This window comes from Streptomyces sp. NPDC091682 (assembly GCF_044756625.1).
In the GTDB taxonomy this organism is placed as follows: domain Bacteria; phylum Actinomycetota; class Actinomycetes; order Streptomycetales; family Streptomycetaceae; genus Streptomyces.
The window spans coordinates 56,510-72,582 of record NZ_JBIVTH010000003.1 but is presented as its reverse complement, the minus strand read 5'-3'; the positions used below and the strand labels follow the sequence as shown (position 1 = coordinate 72,582).

General features: G+C 72.6%; 14 protein-coding genes. 10 read left to right on the top strand and 4 right to left on the bottom strand.

The features are described 5' to 3' along the window. Window positions 1-32: 32 nt before the first annotated feature. Window positions 33-1,292, top strand: coding sequence for a cytochrome P450 (locus ACIQK6_RS08365; RefSeq protein WP_329097726.1), 1,260 nt, complete (start codon window positions 33-35; stop codon window positions 1,290-1,292). On the opposite strand, the gene ACIQK6_RS08360 is transcribed toward ACIQK6_RS08365, so the two are convergent. Beyond that, complete coding sequence (locus ACIQK6_RS08360; RefSeq protein ID WP_329097724.1) at window positions 1,252-1,977, bottom strand: hypothetical protein; 726 nt, start codon at window positions 1,975-1,977, stop codon at window positions 1,252-1,254. The two genes, ACIQK6_RS08365 and ACIQK6_RS08360, sit on opposite strands and share 41 nt — an antisense overlap. 101 nt (window positions 1,978-2,078) lie before the next feature. On the opposite strand from ACIQK6_RS08360, the gene ggt reads away from it, so the two are divergent. Next, complete coding sequence (gene ggt / locus ACIQK6_RS08355) at window positions 2,079-3,878, top strand: gamma-glutamyltransferase (protein WP_329097722.1); 1,800 nt, start codon at window positions 2,079-2,081, stop codon at window positions 3,876-3,878. Window positions 3,879-3,904: 26 nt separating this feature from the next. On the opposite strand, the gene map is transcribed toward ggt, so the two are convergent. Continuing rightward, a complete protein-coding gene (gene map, locus ACIQK6_RS08350) occupies window positions 3,905-4,672 on the bottom strand; it encodes a type I methionyl aminopeptidase (protein WP_329097720.1) in 768 nt (255 codons plus the stop codon). 64 nt (window positions 4,673-4,736) lie between these two features. Here map and ACIQK6_RS08345 point away from each other — a divergent pair, with 64 nt between their 5' ends. The 8 genes from ACIQK6_RS08345 (at window position 4,737) to ACIQK6_RS08310 (ending at window position 13,233) form a co-directional block, all read left to right on the top strand. After that, a complete protein-coding gene (locus ACIQK6_RS08345; protein ID WP_266606319.1) occupies window positions 4,737-4,988 on the top strand; it encodes a helix-turn-helix domain-containing protein in 252 nt (83 codons plus the stop codon). Window positions 4,989-5,105: 117 nt separating this feature from the next. Further along, window positions 5,106-6,305: an alginate lyase family protein gene (locus ACIQK6_RS08340; RefSeq protein WP_329097718.1), complete on the top strand. Its 1,200-nt coding sequence runs from the start codon at window positions 5,106-5,108 to the stop codon at window positions 6,303-6,305. A gap of 208 nt (window positions 6,306-6,513) precedes the next feature. Continuing rightward, the gene (locus tag ACIQK6_RS08335) at window positions 6,514-6,894 is read left to right on the top strand and encodes a PPOX class F420-dependent oxidoreductase (RefSeq protein ID WP_402694548.1); all 381 of its coding nucleotides are present in this window, start codon (window positions 6,514-6,516) and stop codon (window positions 6,892-6,894) included. A gap of 45 nt (window positions 6,895-6,939) precedes the next feature. Continuing rightward, window positions 6,940-8,478: a hypothetical protein gene (locus tag ACIQK6_RS08330; RefSeq protein ID WP_402694547.1), complete on the top strand. Its 1,539-nt coding sequence runs from the start codon at window positions 6,940-6,942 to the stop codon at window positions 8,476-8,478. Window positions 8,479-8,655: 177 nt separating this feature from the next. Continuing rightward, complete coding sequence (locus tag ACIQK6_RS08325; protein ID WP_189740752.1) at window positions 8,656-9,498, top strand: nitrilase-related carbon-nitrogen hydrolase; 843 nt, start codon at window positions 8,656-8,658, stop codon at window positions 9,496-9,498. After that, a complete protein-coding gene (locus ACIQK6_RS08320) occupies window positions 9,495-10,790 on the top strand; it encodes an aspartate aminotransferase family protein (RefSeq protein ID WP_329097712.1) in 1,296 nt (431 codons plus the stop codon). The genes ACIQK6_RS08325 and ACIQK6_RS08320 overlap by 4 nt, the downstream gene beginning before the upstream one ends. 9 nt (window positions 10,791-10,799) lie before the next feature. Further along, the gene (hydA, locus tag ACIQK6_RS08315) at window positions 10,800-12,200 is read left to right on the top strand and encodes a dihydropyrimidinase (RefSeq protein ID WP_329097710.1); all 1,401 of its coding nucleotides are present in this window, start codon (window positions 10,800-10,802) and stop codon (window positions 12,198-12,200) included. A gap of 19 nt (window positions 12,201-12,219) precedes the next feature. After that, complete coding sequence (locus tag ACIQK6_RS08310; protein ID WP_329097708.1) at window positions 12,220-13,233, top strand: TIGR03842 family LLM class F420-dependent oxidoreductase; 1,014 nt, start codon at window positions 12,220-12,222, stop codon at window positions 13,231-13,233. Between the two features lie 49 nt (window positions 13,234-13,282). On the opposite strand, the gene ACIQK6_RS08305 is transcribed toward ACIQK6_RS08310, so the two are convergent. After that, window positions 13,283-14,713, bottom strand: a complete 1,431-nt coding sequence (locus ACIQK6_RS08305; protein ID WP_402694546.1) for an NAD(P)/FAD-dependent oxidoreductase — start codon at window positions 14,711-14,713, stop codon at window positions 13,283-13,285. A 268-nt stretch (window positions 14,714-14,981) separates the two neighbouring features. After that, window positions 14,982-16,073 (bottom strand): Ig-like domain repeat protein (locus ACIQK6_RS08300; RefSeq protein ID WP_402694545.1); only part of this gene is annotated, 1,092 nt, incomplete at its 5' end.

Here is a 16,073-nt window from a genome sequence, read left to right as displayed (position 1 = left end):
GGTCGGGGCCGGGCACCCGTCACGGTGGCCCCATGGACCACGCCGCGGACGTCCCCGACGTCTTCGACCCCCGCATCTACGCCGCCGGCGTCCCGCACGAGCGCTACCGGCTGCTGCGCGAGCGGCACCCCGTGGCCCGGCAGGCGGAGCCGGAGATCGGGGGCTGGCCCGCCGGCCCCGGCTTCTGGGCCGTCACCCGGCACGCCGACGTCGTACGGGTCCTGCGCGACCACCGCACGTACTCCTCCTGGCTGGGCGCCACCCAGATCCGCGACCCCGACCCGGCCGACCTGCCCTTCCTGCGCCGAACCATGCTCAACCAGGACCCGCCCGAGCACGGCCGGCTGCGCCGGCTGGTGTCCCGAGCCTTCACCCCCGCCCGCGTCGACGCCTTCGCCGAACGGGTACGGGAGCGCGCCCGCACCCTGCTCGCCGCCGCCCGCCGGGACGCCGTGGACGGCGCCGCCGACCTCGTACGCGCCGTCACCGACGAGTACGCGCTGCTGAACCTCACCGACCTGCTGGGCGTCCCGGCCGCCGACCGGGCCCTGCTGCTGGAGTGGACCGTACGGATCATCGGGTACCAGGACCCCGACGACGCCCCGGCGCCGCTGCTCGGCCCGGACGGCACCCCGCTCAACCCGCGCTCCCCGGCCCTGCTCGGCGAGATGTTCGCGTACGCCCGCGAACTGGCCGACCACAAGCGCGCCCACCCCGGCGACGACGTGCTGACCGCCCTCGCCGGGGCCGGACTCGACCCGGCCGAACTGGAGATGTTCTTCTTCCTGCTCACCGTCGCGGGCAACGACACCGTACGCAGCGCCGCCCCCGGCGGCCTGCTCGCACTCGCCGGGGCCCCGGACGCCTACCGCCGGCTCGCGGAGGGATCCGTCCCGTTCGACCGGGCCGTCGAGGAACTCCTGCGCGTCCACCCGCCGGTGCTCAGCTTCCGCCGCACGGCCGCCGTCGACACCGATCTGGCCGGGCAGCGGATCCGCGCCGGGGACAAGGTGGTGGTCTTCCACGCCTCCGCCAACCACGACGAGCGCGTCTTCGCCGACCCGGGCCGCCTGGACCTGGCGCGCACCCCCAACCCGCACGTCTCCTTCGGAGACGGCCCGCACGTCTGCCTCGGCGCCCACTTCGCCCGGCTCCAGCTGCGGATCCTCTACGAGGAGTGGTGCGCGGCCATGCCCGCGCCGGAACTGGCGGGACCGCCGCGCCGGCTGGTCTCCAACTTCATCAACGGGATCACACGGCTGCCGGTTCGGGTGTCAGGGCGGCCCGGGTGACATCGGCCGCGAGCTCGGTCACATCGGGGCCGTAGGCATCGGAGTTGACCACCTTCAGCATCAGGCAGAAGGGATCCTTCCCGTACGTGCGGGCCAGCCGCTCGTGGTTGCGGGCGAGATAGCGGGCGGCGGCCTGGTTGCTGACCGCCGTCTGCCCGGAGAGCAGGAAGACGGGACGGCCGCCCTGCGCGCCCGTCAGCCTGGCCAACAGCACGTGCTCGACCCGCCCGGGGGCCCACCGGTAGCTCTCGCCGCCCACCTGGATGGCGCCCCGGTCCTCGTGCTCCTCGGCGTCCATGTTCACCCGTACTCCCGGCAGCATCGAGGCCAGGTGCGCGACCGTACGGGTGTTGGACGTCGGGCCGCCGACGCAGAACTCGGCGCGGTCACCGAAGCCCTGGCGCGCCTCGGCGTGCGTGACGATCTGGACGTTCGCCCCGCAGTCCTTGATCAGCGCGGAGATCTCCAGGAGCGCGAACGCGTCGTTGCGGTGCACCGACGATTCCTTGCCACCCATCTGCCGGTTGACCACGAACAGGCACTCGGCGCCGGCCGGCAGTCCGAAGAACGCCTGCTTGCGGCGCAGCGTACGGCGCCACAGATAGGTCCGGGCGAACCAGCCGAAGCCGCCGCTGACGGCGGTGGCTATCACCCCGAGCACGATGTTGCGCACGTCGTCGTTCATGCGGCGGATGGTAGCGGCCGGGCCGCCTTCCTGACGCGGGGGGTGCGGTGAAGTTACGCTGCGCCAACCAGACCTGACCGGCCGTCGACCGGAGGAACCGCATGCGTGCTCCCGCCGCACGTCAGTTAGCACTCGTCGCCCTCGCCGGGGCGCTCGTCTCCACCGGGGCCGCGGCCCCGCCCACCACGACCGCCGCACCGGCCAAGGTGCCGGTCGCCGCCGGCTACGGCGGGGCGGTCGCCAGCGTGGACGCCGACGCCTCCGCCGCGGGCATCGCCGTCCTGCGCTCCGGCGGCAACGCCGTGGACGCGGCGGTCGCCACCGCCGCCGCGCTCGGGGTGACCGAGCCCTACTCGGCGGGCATCGGCGGAGGCGGCTACTTCGTCTACTACGACGCCCGCTCGCGCCGGGTGCACACGATCGACGGCCGCGAGACCGCCCCCGCCACGGCCACCGAGACCCTCTTCCAGGAGAACGGCCTCCCCATCCCCTTCGCCGAGGGCCAGACCAGCGGCCGCGGCGTCGGCGTGCCCGGCACCCCCGCCACCTGGAAGAGCGCCCTCGACGCCTGGGGCACCCGCCCGCTCGACAAGCTGCTGAAACCCGCCGAGAAACTGGCCCGCGAGGGCTTCGTGGTGGACAGCACCTTCCGGGCCCAGACCGAGCTCAACCAGGACCGCTTCAAGGACTTCCCGGCGACCAAGGAGCTGTTCCTGCCCGGCGGCGCACTGCCGGTGGTCGGCTCCACCTTCAAGAACCCGGACCTGGCCGCCACCTACGCCGAACTCGGCCGCAAGGGGACCGGCGCCCTCTACCGCGGCCCCCTCGCCGAGGACATCGTCCGGGCCGTGCGGACGCCCCCGGTGGACCCGGCGGCCACCCGCAAGGTCCGCCCCGGCGACCTGACCACCGCCGACCTGCGCGCGTACGCGACCAAACGGCAGGACCCGACCCGGGTGAACTACCGCGGCCTGGACGTGTACAGCATGGCTCCGTCCTCCTCCGGCGGCACCACGGTCGGCGAGGCGCTGAACATCCTGGAGCGGACCGACCTCTCGAAGCTGTCCGAGACGCAGTACCTGCACCGCTTCATCGAGGCTTCGCGGATCTCCTTCGCCGACCGGGGCCGTTGGGTCGGCGACCCGGCAGCCGTCGACGTGCCCACCCGCCAACTGCTCTCGCAGCGGTTCGCCGACTCGCGCGGCTGCCTGATCGCACCGGACCGTACGCTGACCAGCCCGCTGGCCCCCGGTGACCCGCGCCACCCGGCGGCCTGCGGCGGCTCCGGTCAGGCCGCCCCGACCACGTACGAAGGGGAGAACACCACGCACCTGACGGCGGCCGACCGCTGGGGCAACGTGGTCGCGTACACCCTGACCATCGAGTCCACCGGCGGGAGCGCCATCACCGTTCCCGGACGCGGCTTCCTGCTGAACAACGAGCTGACCGACTTCTCCTTCGCCCCGGCCGCGCCCGGGGTCCCGGACCCGAACCTGCCCGGCCCCGGCAAGCGGCCGCGCTCCTCCATGTCCCCGACGATCGTGCTGGAGGACGGCCGCCCGGTGCTCGCGGTGGGCTCCCCGGGCGGCGCCACCATCATCACCACCGTGCTGCAGACCCTGATCGGCCACCTGGACCGGGGTCTGCCGCTGGTCGACGCGATCGCCGCGCCGCGGGCCAGTCAGCGCAACCAAACCACCACCGAGCTGGAGCCGGGCCTGTGGAATAGCCCGCTGCGCGCGGAGCTGGAGGCGATCGGCCAGGGCTTCCGGCAGAACCCGGAGATCGGCGCGGCCACCGGCGTCCAGCGGCTGCCGGACGGGCGCTGGCTGGCGGCGGCCGAGACCAGTCGCCGGGGCGGCGGCTCGGCGATGGTGGTCCACCCGCACGGGAAGCCGTAGCGGCCGCAGTCGGTTCGGGAGCCGGCTCAGAGGGTGGTGAGGATCCGCGGGCCGTCGGCGGTGATCGCGACCGTGTGCTCCGAGTGCGCGGCGCGGCTGCCGTCGACGGTCCGCAGGGTCCAGCCGTCCGCGTCGCACGCGTAGTCGTCCGTACCGCCCGAGATCAGCATCGGCTCGATGGCCAGGACCAGGCCGGGGCGCAGCTTCATGCCGCGTCCCGGCGGGCCCTCGTTGGGCACGCCCGGGTCCTCGTGCATGGTGCGGCCGATGCCGTGACCGCCGAAGCCGTCCGGCACTCCGTACCCGGCGGCGCGGCAGGTGGTGCCGATCGCGTGGGCGATGTCGCCGATCCGGTTCCCGGGCACGGCGGCGGCGATCCCGGCGGCGAGGGCCGCCTCGGAGGTTTCGATCAGCCGGAGGTCGGCGGGCCGGGCGGGACCGACGGTGAAGCTGACCGCCGCGTCCCCGGTCCAGCCGCCGAGCTCCGCCCCGCAATCGACGCTGACCAGGTCGCCGCCCCGCAGCCGGTAGTCGTCGGGGATGCCGTGCACGATCGCGTCGTTCACCGAGACGCACACCACGGCGGGGAAGGGCACGGGCGCGAACGGCGGCCGGTAGCCCAGGAAGGGCGATGTGGCACCGGCCCCGCGGAGCACCTCGCGGGCCACCCGGTCCAGGTCCCGCAGGGACACCCCCACGTCGGCGGCCTCCCGTACGGCGGCCAGGGCGCGGGCCACCACCCGGCCCGCGGCCCGCATCTCGTCGATCTCTCGGTCCGTCTTCAGTTTCACCATGCCAATAACTATACCGGTATAAAAATAACGGGATAGTTATTGGTGTGCGGGGTAGGATGGGCGCATGGTCCGAACCCCCCTCACCCCCGAAGAGCGCGAGCGCGGCGAGCGGCTCGGCGTCCTGCTGCGCGAGGCCCGCGGCGACCGGAGCATGGTCGAGGTCGCGGCCGGCGCCGGGCTCTCCGCCGAGACGCTGCGGAAGATCGAGACCGGCCGGGCACCCACCCCCGCCTTCTTCACGGTCGCCGCCCTCGCCGCGGCGCTCGGCCTCTCGCTGGACGATCTGCTGCGACGCTGCGCCGCCGTCCCGGCCTGAGGCACGTTTCGGCCTGAGGCACGTCCCGGCCTGCCGTTCGGGCGGGCCCGGCGGCCAGACGGCCCAATGGGCGGTGGGAGGTGCGGAGCGCGGGGCAAGCGTGAAGGCGTGTCAGCCATGAACGCTTCCAAGCGAGTCGGTTTCGCAGTCGTCGGTGCCCTCCTCGCGGGCGGCCTGCTGCTCGCGGCGTGCACCGCCCCCGAAGACCGCCACCGTGCCGGCGACGTGGTCTTCCACCACCCCGGCGTCGTCGTCAGCCACGGCCAGTTGCGGCAGGCGAAGCAGATGGTCGCGGCCGGCAAGGAACCCTGGCTCTCCGCCTACCGGGCGCTCCTCGGCAGCCGCTACGCCTCGCTCGACTACACCCCGCACCCGGCCGACGTGGTCCCCTGCCCCTTCAACAGCGGGCCGCAGTCCTGTCTCGACGAACGACAGGACGCGATCGCCGCCTACAGCCACGCCCTGCTGTGGTCGGTGAACGGCAGGGCCGCCCATGCGCGCAAGGCCGTGCAGATCATGGACGCCTGGTCGGCCGTGATGAAGAAGCACCGCGAGGACAACGCCGGACTCCAGGCCGCCTGGTCCGGATCCAGCTGGGCGCGGGCCGCCGAGATCATGCACGCCGACTACCCGGACTGGGCGGAGCCCCGGGTCACCCGGTTCAAGCAGATGCTGCGCACGGCCTACCTGCCGGCCGTCCGCGCCCAGGTGCCCGCCTACAACGGCAACTGGGAACTGGCCATGACCGACGCCGCCGTCTCCATCGCCGTCTTCCTGGAGGACCAGGCGATCTTCCGGGAGTCCCTGGAGCGGTTCCGGGCGCGCGTGCCGGCGTACTTCTACCTCCGGATGGACGGCCCCCGCCCGATGTCCCCGCGGTCCGCCGCCATCCAGACGGCCGCCCAGGTCAAGGCGTACTGGTTCGACCAGGGCACCTACGTCGACGGCATCGCCCAGGAGACCTGCCGCAACCTGATGCACGTCGGCTACGCGCTCGCCGCGTCCGCGCACATCGCCGAGACCGCCTGGCACCAGGGCGTCGACCTGTACGGCGAGCAGTCCGCCCGGCTGCGCACCGCGCTGGAGTTCCACGCGAAGTACCAGCTCGGGGCGAAGGCCCCGCCGTGGCTGTGCGGGGGCAAGGTGGAGCGGACCATGGGGCCCGACCTGGAGGTGGCCCTGCACCACTACGAGACCCGGACCGGCGCGAAGCTCCCGTACACCCGCGCCCTGGTCGAGAAGACCCGGCCGGCCGGGACGGACGAACTGTTCGTGGCGTGGGAAACGGTCAGCCACGGAGAGACCCCGCCCGCCTGACGGCCTAAGGGCTGTCCCGCAATCCCCGGCGGGCGCGCGGCGCCAGCTACGGCACCTCGCCGCGTTGTCGGTATCGCCCTAATACGCCCAGTATGAGGACGACCCTCCGCCCGGGGGCCCCTCCCAGCGGTAGCTGGGGGAGATGCACCGCATCTGACGCCGCGCGCTGACCCACCGCGGATTACGGGACAGCCCTTAGGGTGCGGACATGGATCTCGAAGAGCTCGGCAGGGCGCGGTACGTCAGCCTCACCACCTTCCGCAAGGACGGCACGCCCGTGGCGACACCGGTGTGGGCGGTCGCCGACGGGGGTGAGCTGTACGTGTGGACGCGCAGCGATTCGTGGAAGGTCAAGCGGATCCGCAACAACGGGCGGGTCACCGTCACCGCCTGCGACATGCGCGGGCGCGTCGAGGAAGGGGCACGGGTGCGGGAGGGCGAGGCCCGGCTGCTCGGCGAGGCGGGGCTGCGGCGGGTGCGGAAGCTGATGTCCCGCAAGTACACCTGGCAGTTCTGGGTGGTGGACGTGCCCGCTGCCCTGGCGCGCCGGGGCAAGCGTCCGCACACCGCGATCGCCGTCAAGCTTTGAGATTCCCGTAGCCCGCCCGTAACACAGGTGGGATCCAATGCGGTCATGGAGACCGCGACTTCGCTGGCGATCAGTCAACTCTCGGGGTACTTGCTGGGGCTGACGCAGAGACTGGACCCCGGGGCGGGCTGGTACGGGGAGTTCCTGCGCCGGGATCCGGAGGGGATGAAGGCCTGTCTCGACGGGGCGGCGATGCCCCCGTGGGACATGGTCGAATCGCTGCTGCGGGACCTGGCCGGGGCGCGGGGCGCGGAGTTCGCTGCGCGGGAGACCGTATACGCGGCCCAGCTGCGGGCGGCGGCCGTCGCCGTGTGGGACCGGCTGCCGGGCGGCGAGGGGGAGCTGCGGACCCTGCTCGCGGCGGCGGTGGCCCAGCGGGCCACATCGCAGACGGCCCTGCGGAACCTGACGGTACGGCTCGGCCGGGCCGCCGACCGGGCCGAGACGGACGCCCTCACCCGGGAACTCGCTTGGGTCCAGGACGACGTGGCCCGCGCCGTGGCTCGCCACGAAGACCTGGCCGCCCGCCTGCGGGCCCTGCACGTGGGCCCCGACGGGCTGTGGCCGGCGCGGCCGGAGGCCGCACCGTGGTTACCGGGGGTACCCCGGCAGCGGGAGGCGAATGCCGGGCCGAGCGCCGCACCGAACGCCGGGCCGGACACCGCACCGAGTGCCGGGCCGAGCGCCGGGCCGGACACCGCACCGAGTACCGGGCCGGGCCACCGGGCGGACACGGCCGCAGCCGAAGAACCCCCCGTACGGGCCGAGCCGCCGGTCGGCCGGGCCGAGGGGCGGTGGCTGCGCGGTGCGCGGCGTGCCGGGGGCGCCCGGTACGCGGGCTCGGCGGCCCCCGTGGCCCCTGCCTTCACCCCGCCGCCGGGACACCCCGGTGGGGACGGCACGCCGGGTTCCGGTCCCGGCGCCGCGCTCCCCGCGCCGCGCGGAGCCCGCTTCGCCCTCCCGGACGACCCCGACCCCGCCCCCACCCCTGCCCCCGACCGTGACGCGCCCGCCGCTGGCGAAGCCGCGCCGAACCCCGCGCACTCGGCGGGGCCTTCGGCGGGCTTCCCCGGAGTCATCGCCGCCGCCCTGCTCGCCCTGCGCGCCCAGGGTCGTAGCGGCGAGGCGCACGCCCTGCTGTGCGAGGCCGCGGCCCGGCCCGCCGAGCAGCTGCCCGCAGTCGCCGCCGAGCTGACCCGGGCCGGGCTCGCGGCCGACTGGGCCACCCTGCTGTGGGAGGCGGCCTCGCTCCCGCCCGAGCGACTTGCGGCGGCCGCGGCCGCCCTCGGCGCCGCCGGTCGGGAGGCCGACTGCGAGGCCCTGCTGCGCCAGGCCGCGGCCCGCCCGGCCGGTGAGGTCGCGGAGGCGGCGCTCGCCCTCGGCGGGGCCGGCCGGATCCGCGAGGCCGACGCCCTGCTCGGCGCCTTCGTCCGGGTGCGCACCGCCGAGGAGGCGGCGGGCCTGGCCCGGCACGACCCGCAGTGGTTCGCCCCGCGCCTGCTCGGGGCGGCCCGGGCACTCCCCGGACCCCGGCACCGCGATCTGGTCCACGCCCTGCGGGTGGCGGGCATCGCCGCCCCCTAGGGGCACCTAACCCGCCCGCCTGGTGACCGCATTCGACCGCGCGGCGACGTAACGTGATCGACTACTCCAACCGTGCACGGCGGTCTTGCCCCACGGTGTGACGAGGCCTACGTTCTACTCCCTACGCACACCGTCTACGTGCGTAGAACTCGGCGTTCCCGTCGCGAGGAGCAGCTCATGGCCCAAGTCGTCCGCGCCGCGCTGGTCCAGGCCACCTGGACCGGAGACACCGAATCGATGATCGCCAAACACGAGGAGCACGCGCGGCGGGCAGCCGCCCAGGGCGCGCAGATCATCGGCTTCCAAGAAGTCTTCAACGCCCCCTACTTCTGTCAGGTCCAGGAGCCCGAGCACTACGGCTGGGCCGAGGCCGTCCCCGACGGCCCGACCGTACGCCGCATGCAGGACCTCGCCCGCGAGACCGGCATGGTGATCGTCGTACCGGTCTTCGAGTTGGAGAGCGAGGGCTTCTACTACAACACCGCTGCCGTCATCGATGCCGACGGCAGCTACCTGGGCAAGTACCGCAAGCACCACATCCCCCAGGTCAAAGGGTTCTGGGAGAAGTACTACTTCCGTCCGGGCAACCTCGGCTGGCCCGTCTTCGACACCGCCGTCGGCCGGATCGGCGTCTACATCTGCTACGACCGCCACTTCCCCGAGGGATGGCGCCAACTGGGCCTGGCCGGAGCCCAGCTGGTCTACAACCCCTCCGCCACCTCCCGAGGCCTGTCCGCGTACCTGTGGCAGCTGGAGCAGCCCGCCTCCGCCGTCGCCAACGAGTACTTCGTCGCGGCCATCAACCGCGTCGGCCAGGAGGAGTACGGCGACAACGACTTCTACGGCACCAGCTACTTCGTCGACCCCCGCGGTCAGTTCGTCGGGGAGGTCGCCAGCGACAAGGACGAGGAACTCGTCGTCCGCGACCTCGACTTCGACCTGATCAAGGAGGTCCGCGACCAGTGGGCCTTCTACCGCGACCGCCGCCCCGACGCCTACGGAGGGCTCGTACAACCGTGACCAACCCGACCCCGCTCCACAGCCGCCACCGCACCGTCCTGCCCGACTGGCTCGCGCTCTACTACAAGCACCCCATCGAGCTCACCCACGGCGAGGGCCGCCACGTCTGGGACGCCGACGGCAACCGCTACCTCGACTTCTTCGGCGGCATCCTCACCACGATGACCGCCCACGCCCTGCCCGAGGTCACCAAGGCCGTGTCCGAGCAGGCCGGGCGGATCATCCACTCCTCCACCCTGTACCTCAACCGGCCGATGATCGAGCTGGCCGAGCGGGTCGCCGCCCTCTCCGGAATCCCCGACGCCCGGGTCTTCTTCACCACGTCCGGCACCGAGGCCAACGACACCGCCCTGCTGCTCGCGACGACGTACCGCCGCTCCAACCAGATCCTGGCGATGCGCAACAGCTACCACGGCCGGTCCTTCTCCACCGTCTCGATCACCGGCAACCGCGGCTGGTCCCCGACCAGCCTCTCGCCGCTGCAGACCTACTACGTCCAGGGCGCCGTCCGCACCCGCGGCCCCCTCGCCCACCTCGACGACGCCGCCTTCACCGCCGCCGCCGTAGAGGACCTCCAGGACGTGCTCGGCCAGGCCCGCGGGGGAGTGGCCGCCCTCATCGCCGAACCGATCCAGGGCGTCGGCGGCTTCACCTCCCCGCCCGACGGCCTCTACGGCGCCTTCCGCGAGGTCCTGAACCGCCACGGCATCCTGTGGATCAGCGACGAGGTGCAGACCGGCTGGGGCCGCACCGGCGACAACTTCTGGGGCTGGCAGGCACACGCCCAGAACGGCCCGCCGGACATCCTCACCTTCGCCAAGGGCATCGGCAACGGCATGTCCATCGGCGGGGTCGTGGCCCGCGCCGAGGTGATGAACTGCCTGGACTCCAACTCCATCTCCACCTTCGGCGGCTCCCCGGTCACCATGGCGGCCGGCGTCGCCAACCTCGCGTACCTGCTGGAGCACGACCTCCAGGGCAACGCCCGCCGCGTCGGCGGCATGCTCCTGGAGCGGCTGCGCGCGATCGCCGCCACCGTGCCCGCCGTACGGGAGGTCCGCGGCCGGGGCTTGATGGCCGGCCTCGAACTCACGAAGCCGGGCACCGACGAGGCCGACCCGGACGCGGCCGCGGCCGTCCTGGAGGCGGCCCGCGAGGGCGGCCTGCTGCTCGGCAAGGGCGGCGGGTACAACACCAGCGTGCTGCGCATCGCGCCGCCGCTCTCCCTCACCGTCGCCGAGGCGGAAGAGGGCGCCGAGGTCCTCGAACAGGCATTGCGCAGCATCCAGTAGGGGGATCACATGAGCATCCGCACCCTGATCAGCGGCGGCCTCCTCGTCACCGCCTCCGACGAACTGCACGCCGACGTCCTGATCGAGGACGGCCGCGTGGCGGCGCTGGCCGCACACGGCTCGGCCGCCGCCGGAGCCTGGACGGCCGACCGCACGATCGACGCGACCGGGAAGTACGTGATCCCCGGCGGGGTCGACGCGCACACCCACATGGAGCTTCCCTTCGGAGGCACCTCGGCCTCCGACACCTTCGAGACCGGAACCAGAGCCGCCGCCTGGGGCGGCACCACCACCATCGTCGACTTCGCCGTGCAGAGCGTGGGCCACTCCCTGCGCGAGGGGCTCGACACCTGGTACGCCAAGGCCGACGGCAACTGCGCCGTCGACTACGCGTTCCACATGATCCTCTCGGACGTCAACGAGAGGACGCTCAAGGAGATGGACCACCTCGTCGGCGAGGGGGTCACCTCCTTCAAGCTGTTCATGGCCTACCCCGGCGTCTTCTACAGCGACGACGGGCAGATCCTGCGCGCCATGCAGCGCGGCGCCGCCAACGGCGGGCTGATCATGATGCACGCCGAGAACGGCATCGCGATCGACGTGCTCGTCGAACAGGCCCTCGCGCGCGGGGAGACCGACCCCCGCCACCACGGAGAGGTCCGCAAGGTCCTGCTGGAGGCCGAGGCCACCCACCGCGCCATCCAGCTGGCGCGGGTCGCGGGCGCCCCGCTGTACGTGGTCCACGTCTCGGCGGAGGAAGCCGTCGCCGAGCTCGCCGCCGCACGCGACAAGGGCCTGCCCGTCTTCGGGGAGACCTGTCCGCAGTACCTCTTCCTGTCCACCGACAACCTGGAAGAGCCCGACTTCCAGGGCGCCAAGTACGTCTGCTCCACACCGCTGCGGCCGAAGGAACACCAGGCGGCGCTGTGGCGGGGCCTGCGGACCAACGACCTCCAGGTGGTCTCCACCGACCACTGCCCCTTCTGCTTCCGGGGCCAGAAGGAGCTGGGCCGCGGGGACTTCTCGAAGATCCCCAACGGGCTGCCGGGGGTGGAGAACCGCATGGACCTCCTCCACCAGGCGGTCCTGGACGGGCACATCAGCCGCCGCCGCTGGATCGAGATCGCGTGCGCGACCCCGGCCCGGATGTTCGGCCTCTACCCGCAGAAGGGCACCATCGCACCGGGCTCCGACGCCGACATCGTGCTCTACGATCCGCACGCCGAGCAGGTCATCTCCGCCGAGACCCACCACATGAACGTGGACTACTCGGCGTACGAGGGCAGGCGGATCACCGGACGCGTCGACACCGTGCTCTCGCGCGGCGAACTCGTCATCGACCGGCGCGAATTCACCGGCCGGGCCGGCCACGGGGCCTTCGTCCCCCGCTCCACCTGCCAGTACCTGTAAAGCGTCAAGGAGCCGCCCCATGGACTTCGGCCTCGTCCTGCAGACCGACCCGCCCGCATCCCAGGTCATCAGCCTCATGAAGCGAGCCGAGCGCAACGGCTTCCGCTACGGCTGGACCTTCGACTCGGCGGTGCTCTGGCAGGAGCCGTTCGTCATCTACAGCCAGATCCTCGCCAACACGCAGAAACTGCACGTCGGCCCCATGGTGACCAACCCGGGCACGCGCACCTGGGAGGTCACCGCCTCCACCTTCGCGACCCTCAACGACATGTACGGCAACCGCACCGTCTGCGGCATCGGCCGCGGCGACTCCGCCATGCGCGTCGCCGGCCGGGCCCCCAACACCCTGGCACGCCTCGGCGAGGCCATCGAGGTGATCCGCGACCTCGCCGAGGGCCGCGAGGCCGAGGTCGACGGCAAGCCGTTGCGCATCCCCTGGATCAAGGACGGGAAACTTCCGGTCTGGATGGCCGCGTACGGGCCGAAGGCGCTGGCCCTGACCGGCCAGAAGGCCGACGGGTTCATCCTCCAGCTCGCCGACCCCTACCTGACCGAGTGGATGGTCAAGGCCGTGCGGCAGGCCGCGACCGAGGCGGGCCGCGACCCGGCGTCCCTCACCATCTGCGTAGCGGCCCCCGCCTACGTCACGGCCGACGACTCGACAGCCTCCCTGGCTCACGCCCGTGACCAGTGCCGCTGGTTCGGCGGAATGGTCGGCAACCACGTGGCCGACCTCGTCTCCCGCTACGGCGAGCACTCCACCATGGTCCCCGAGGAGCTCACCGAGTACATCAAGGCCCGCCAGGGCTACGACTACAGCCACCACGGTCGGGCCGGGAACCCGTCCACCGACTTCGTCCCCGACGAGATCGTCGACCGCTTCTGCCTGCTGGGCCCGGTAGAGGCGCACGTCGAGAAGCTACGGGCCCTGCGCGATCTGGGCGTCGACCAGTTCGCCGTCTACGACATGCACGATGCGCGGGAGGCCACGATCGACGCGTACGGCTCCCACATCATCCCGTCGTTCAGCTGACGCTCGCCGGCGGGGGGGGGGCGACCGAAGGGTCGGCCCCGCCCGGCGTTCAGGGCCCTGGGGCCTCTCGGCGGGACAGACCGTCCAGGAGTTGGCGTTCCGCAGGGTTGAACTGAGGGCTGTCGAGCTGAGGGCGCAAGGGGCCGATCAGGGCGGCCAGCAGCACACCGGGTCTGACGAGGGACGTGGGCGGGGCCTGGAGGGCCAGGACGTCCGTCAGGGCCGTGGCGGCACGGAACGATCCGGTTGCCGTGCGGGACAGGCGGCTGACGTAGCGGCGCAGGAGGCGGTCGGCGAGCTTCGGGTGCCGGCCCTTGGTCGTGGCGAAATGGACGTCCTGACCGGTGGCGAGGGTCCAAGCGATGTGCACGGGCCGGGCGATGGCGCGCTGGGCCCGGTGGGCCAGGTGGGCCAGGTCGCGGGGCGAGCCGGTCGCGAGCAGGTCACGCAGGGCGAGCGCGCCCAGCGCAGCCACCGACATGCCCTGCGCATATACGGGGTTGAAGGTGGCAACGGAATCCCCCAGTGCCACCAGGCCGTCGGGCCGGGCGCTGAGCCGTTCGTAGTAGTGGCGCCGATTCGCGGTGCTGTGGGAGACGCTGACTTCGCCGAGCGGTTCAGCGTGCTTCAGCAGGTCGGCCATGACGGGATGGCGCAGGGTACGGGCGAAGGGCTCGAAGTCCTCCGCCGCACGAGTGGGCTCTCCACCGGGGGCTCCCATCAGGCTGACGTGCCAGCGGTCACCGTCGATCGGCAGGATGCCGCCGGCCTTGGCAGGTCGGCGCAGACGCGGGTCGGCCTGTACTCCGACGACCGGCCAGCCGCGCGTGGGGACGGGGGCCCGGTAGAGGCGGCTCGCGTAGACCATGCCGGAGTCGAGACGCTCCTCGGCGAGACCGGTGAGACCGAGCTCGGCGAGCCACCGGGGCAGGCGGGAGGCCCGTCCAGAGGCGTCGATGACCAGGTCGGCGCGCAGGTCCGACGTGGTGCCGTCGGCATCGCGAAGGCGTACGCCCCGGACGGTACGGCGGTCGCCGAGCAGTCCGACGGCCTTGGTGCGCGTACGCACGGTGACCCGCGGGTCTTTGAGGACCTCGCTGCGGACGACGAGGTCCGTCAGGTCCCGGCTCGCGGTGATCACGTAGTGGGTGGCGCGCTGCCAGCGGCGGTACCACCCCTCGGGAGAGAAGATCACCATGTTGGTGGTCACCGGTATGCGGTGGGCGCCCGCGGCCATCAACAGGTCGATGCTGCCCGGTAGCAGGGCGTCGATCGCCTCTGCGCCGCCGGCTTGCAGCCAGTGGATATGGGCGGCTTGGGGTACTCCGGTGCGCGGTTCGGGTCCTGCGGGCAGATCGTGGGCCTCGAGGATCTCCACGGAACCGACGTGGTCTTTGACCGCTGCTGCCGCGAGCATGCCCGCAAGGCTCCCCCCGACGATGACGACGCGTTCGGGGCCACGGCTCGTGGCTTCGCTCATGACGGGCTGCCTTCTACGGGGGCACGGTCGTACTCACGGTACAGATGCGGTTTTGCCCCTGTCCCCGCTACTGCGTCGGCGTCCCGCGTCCTGATCACCTGCCGCTCCCCACGTGTCCGGGGCGACGCCGAGTCCCTCGTCGGCGCCGCCCCGGCCTGTTACCGAGTACCACAGGTGTCTTCACGGTCACCGCTGACCGGGGCGGTCGCCGCCCCGGTCAGCCGGCCCGCCCCGGCCCGTGGCGGCCGGAGCGGTGACCGGTGTTCGGTCAGGGAAGGAGAGGGGAGAGGACGAGTGTCAGCGGCGCCGTCACGGTGGAAGCGGCGTAGCAGCTCGTCCCCGCGAAGGACGCGGTGTAGCTCGTCGCCGTGATCACCGTGCTGGGAACCGTCAGCGTCGGCGGGGCCAGTGTCGCCACCCCGCCGGCGTTGGTGAGCGCGGTCCCCAGGACGATGGGCCCGAGCGACGTGTTCGCCCTGAAGGTGACCAGTTGTCCGGGAAGCGGAGCGGCGGTGGAGGTGACCTTGAGCGTGGCGCTCATCGACTGGATGACGAACGTGCCGTTCGTCCGCAGGCGGATCTGCGCCGGGGCCGCCGTCAGCGTCGTGGGAGCCGGGTTCACGGTCAGGTTGGCCGCCGCTGCGGACGGACTGTGGCAGGTGCCACCGTTGTAGACGGCGGTCACCGTGCCGCTGGCGCCCGCGGTGGTGGTGACGCAGGCTGTGCCGCCGGCGTTGAGCGTCACGGTCTGGACGAAGCCGCCGGGGCCGGTGAAGGTGACCGTCCCGGTGGGCGTACCGCTGCCCGGCGCGACGGTCGTCACGGTCGCGCAGAACGTCACCGGGCGGCCGCAGACCACGGGGTTGGGGGTGATGGTGAGCGCGGTCGTGGTCTGGGCGTTGTTCACGGTCACGCCCGTCGTCCCCGTCGACGGCTTGAAGCATCCGTCGCCGTTGTAGGCGGCGGTGACCGTGCCGCTGGTGAGGCTGCTGGTGGTGACGCAGGCCTTGCCGCCCGCGTTCAGAGGTACGGTCTGGTTGAGTCCGCCGGGGCCGGTGAAGGTGACGGTTCCGGTGGGGGTGCCGCTGCCGGGTGCGACTGCGGTGACGGTGGCGCAGACCGTCACGGTCTGGCCGCACACCGAGGGGTTGGGGGTCACCGACACGGTGGTGGTGCTGGCCGCTTGGTTGACGGTCACCGGGGCGGTGCCGGTCGATGCGGAGAAGCATCCGCTGCCGTTGTAGACGGCGGTGACCGTGCCGCTGGTGAGGCTGCTGGTGGTGACGCATGCGGTGCCGCTCGCGTCCAGGGTCACGGTCTGGTTGAGCCCGGCTCCGGTGAAGGTGACGGTTCCGGTGGG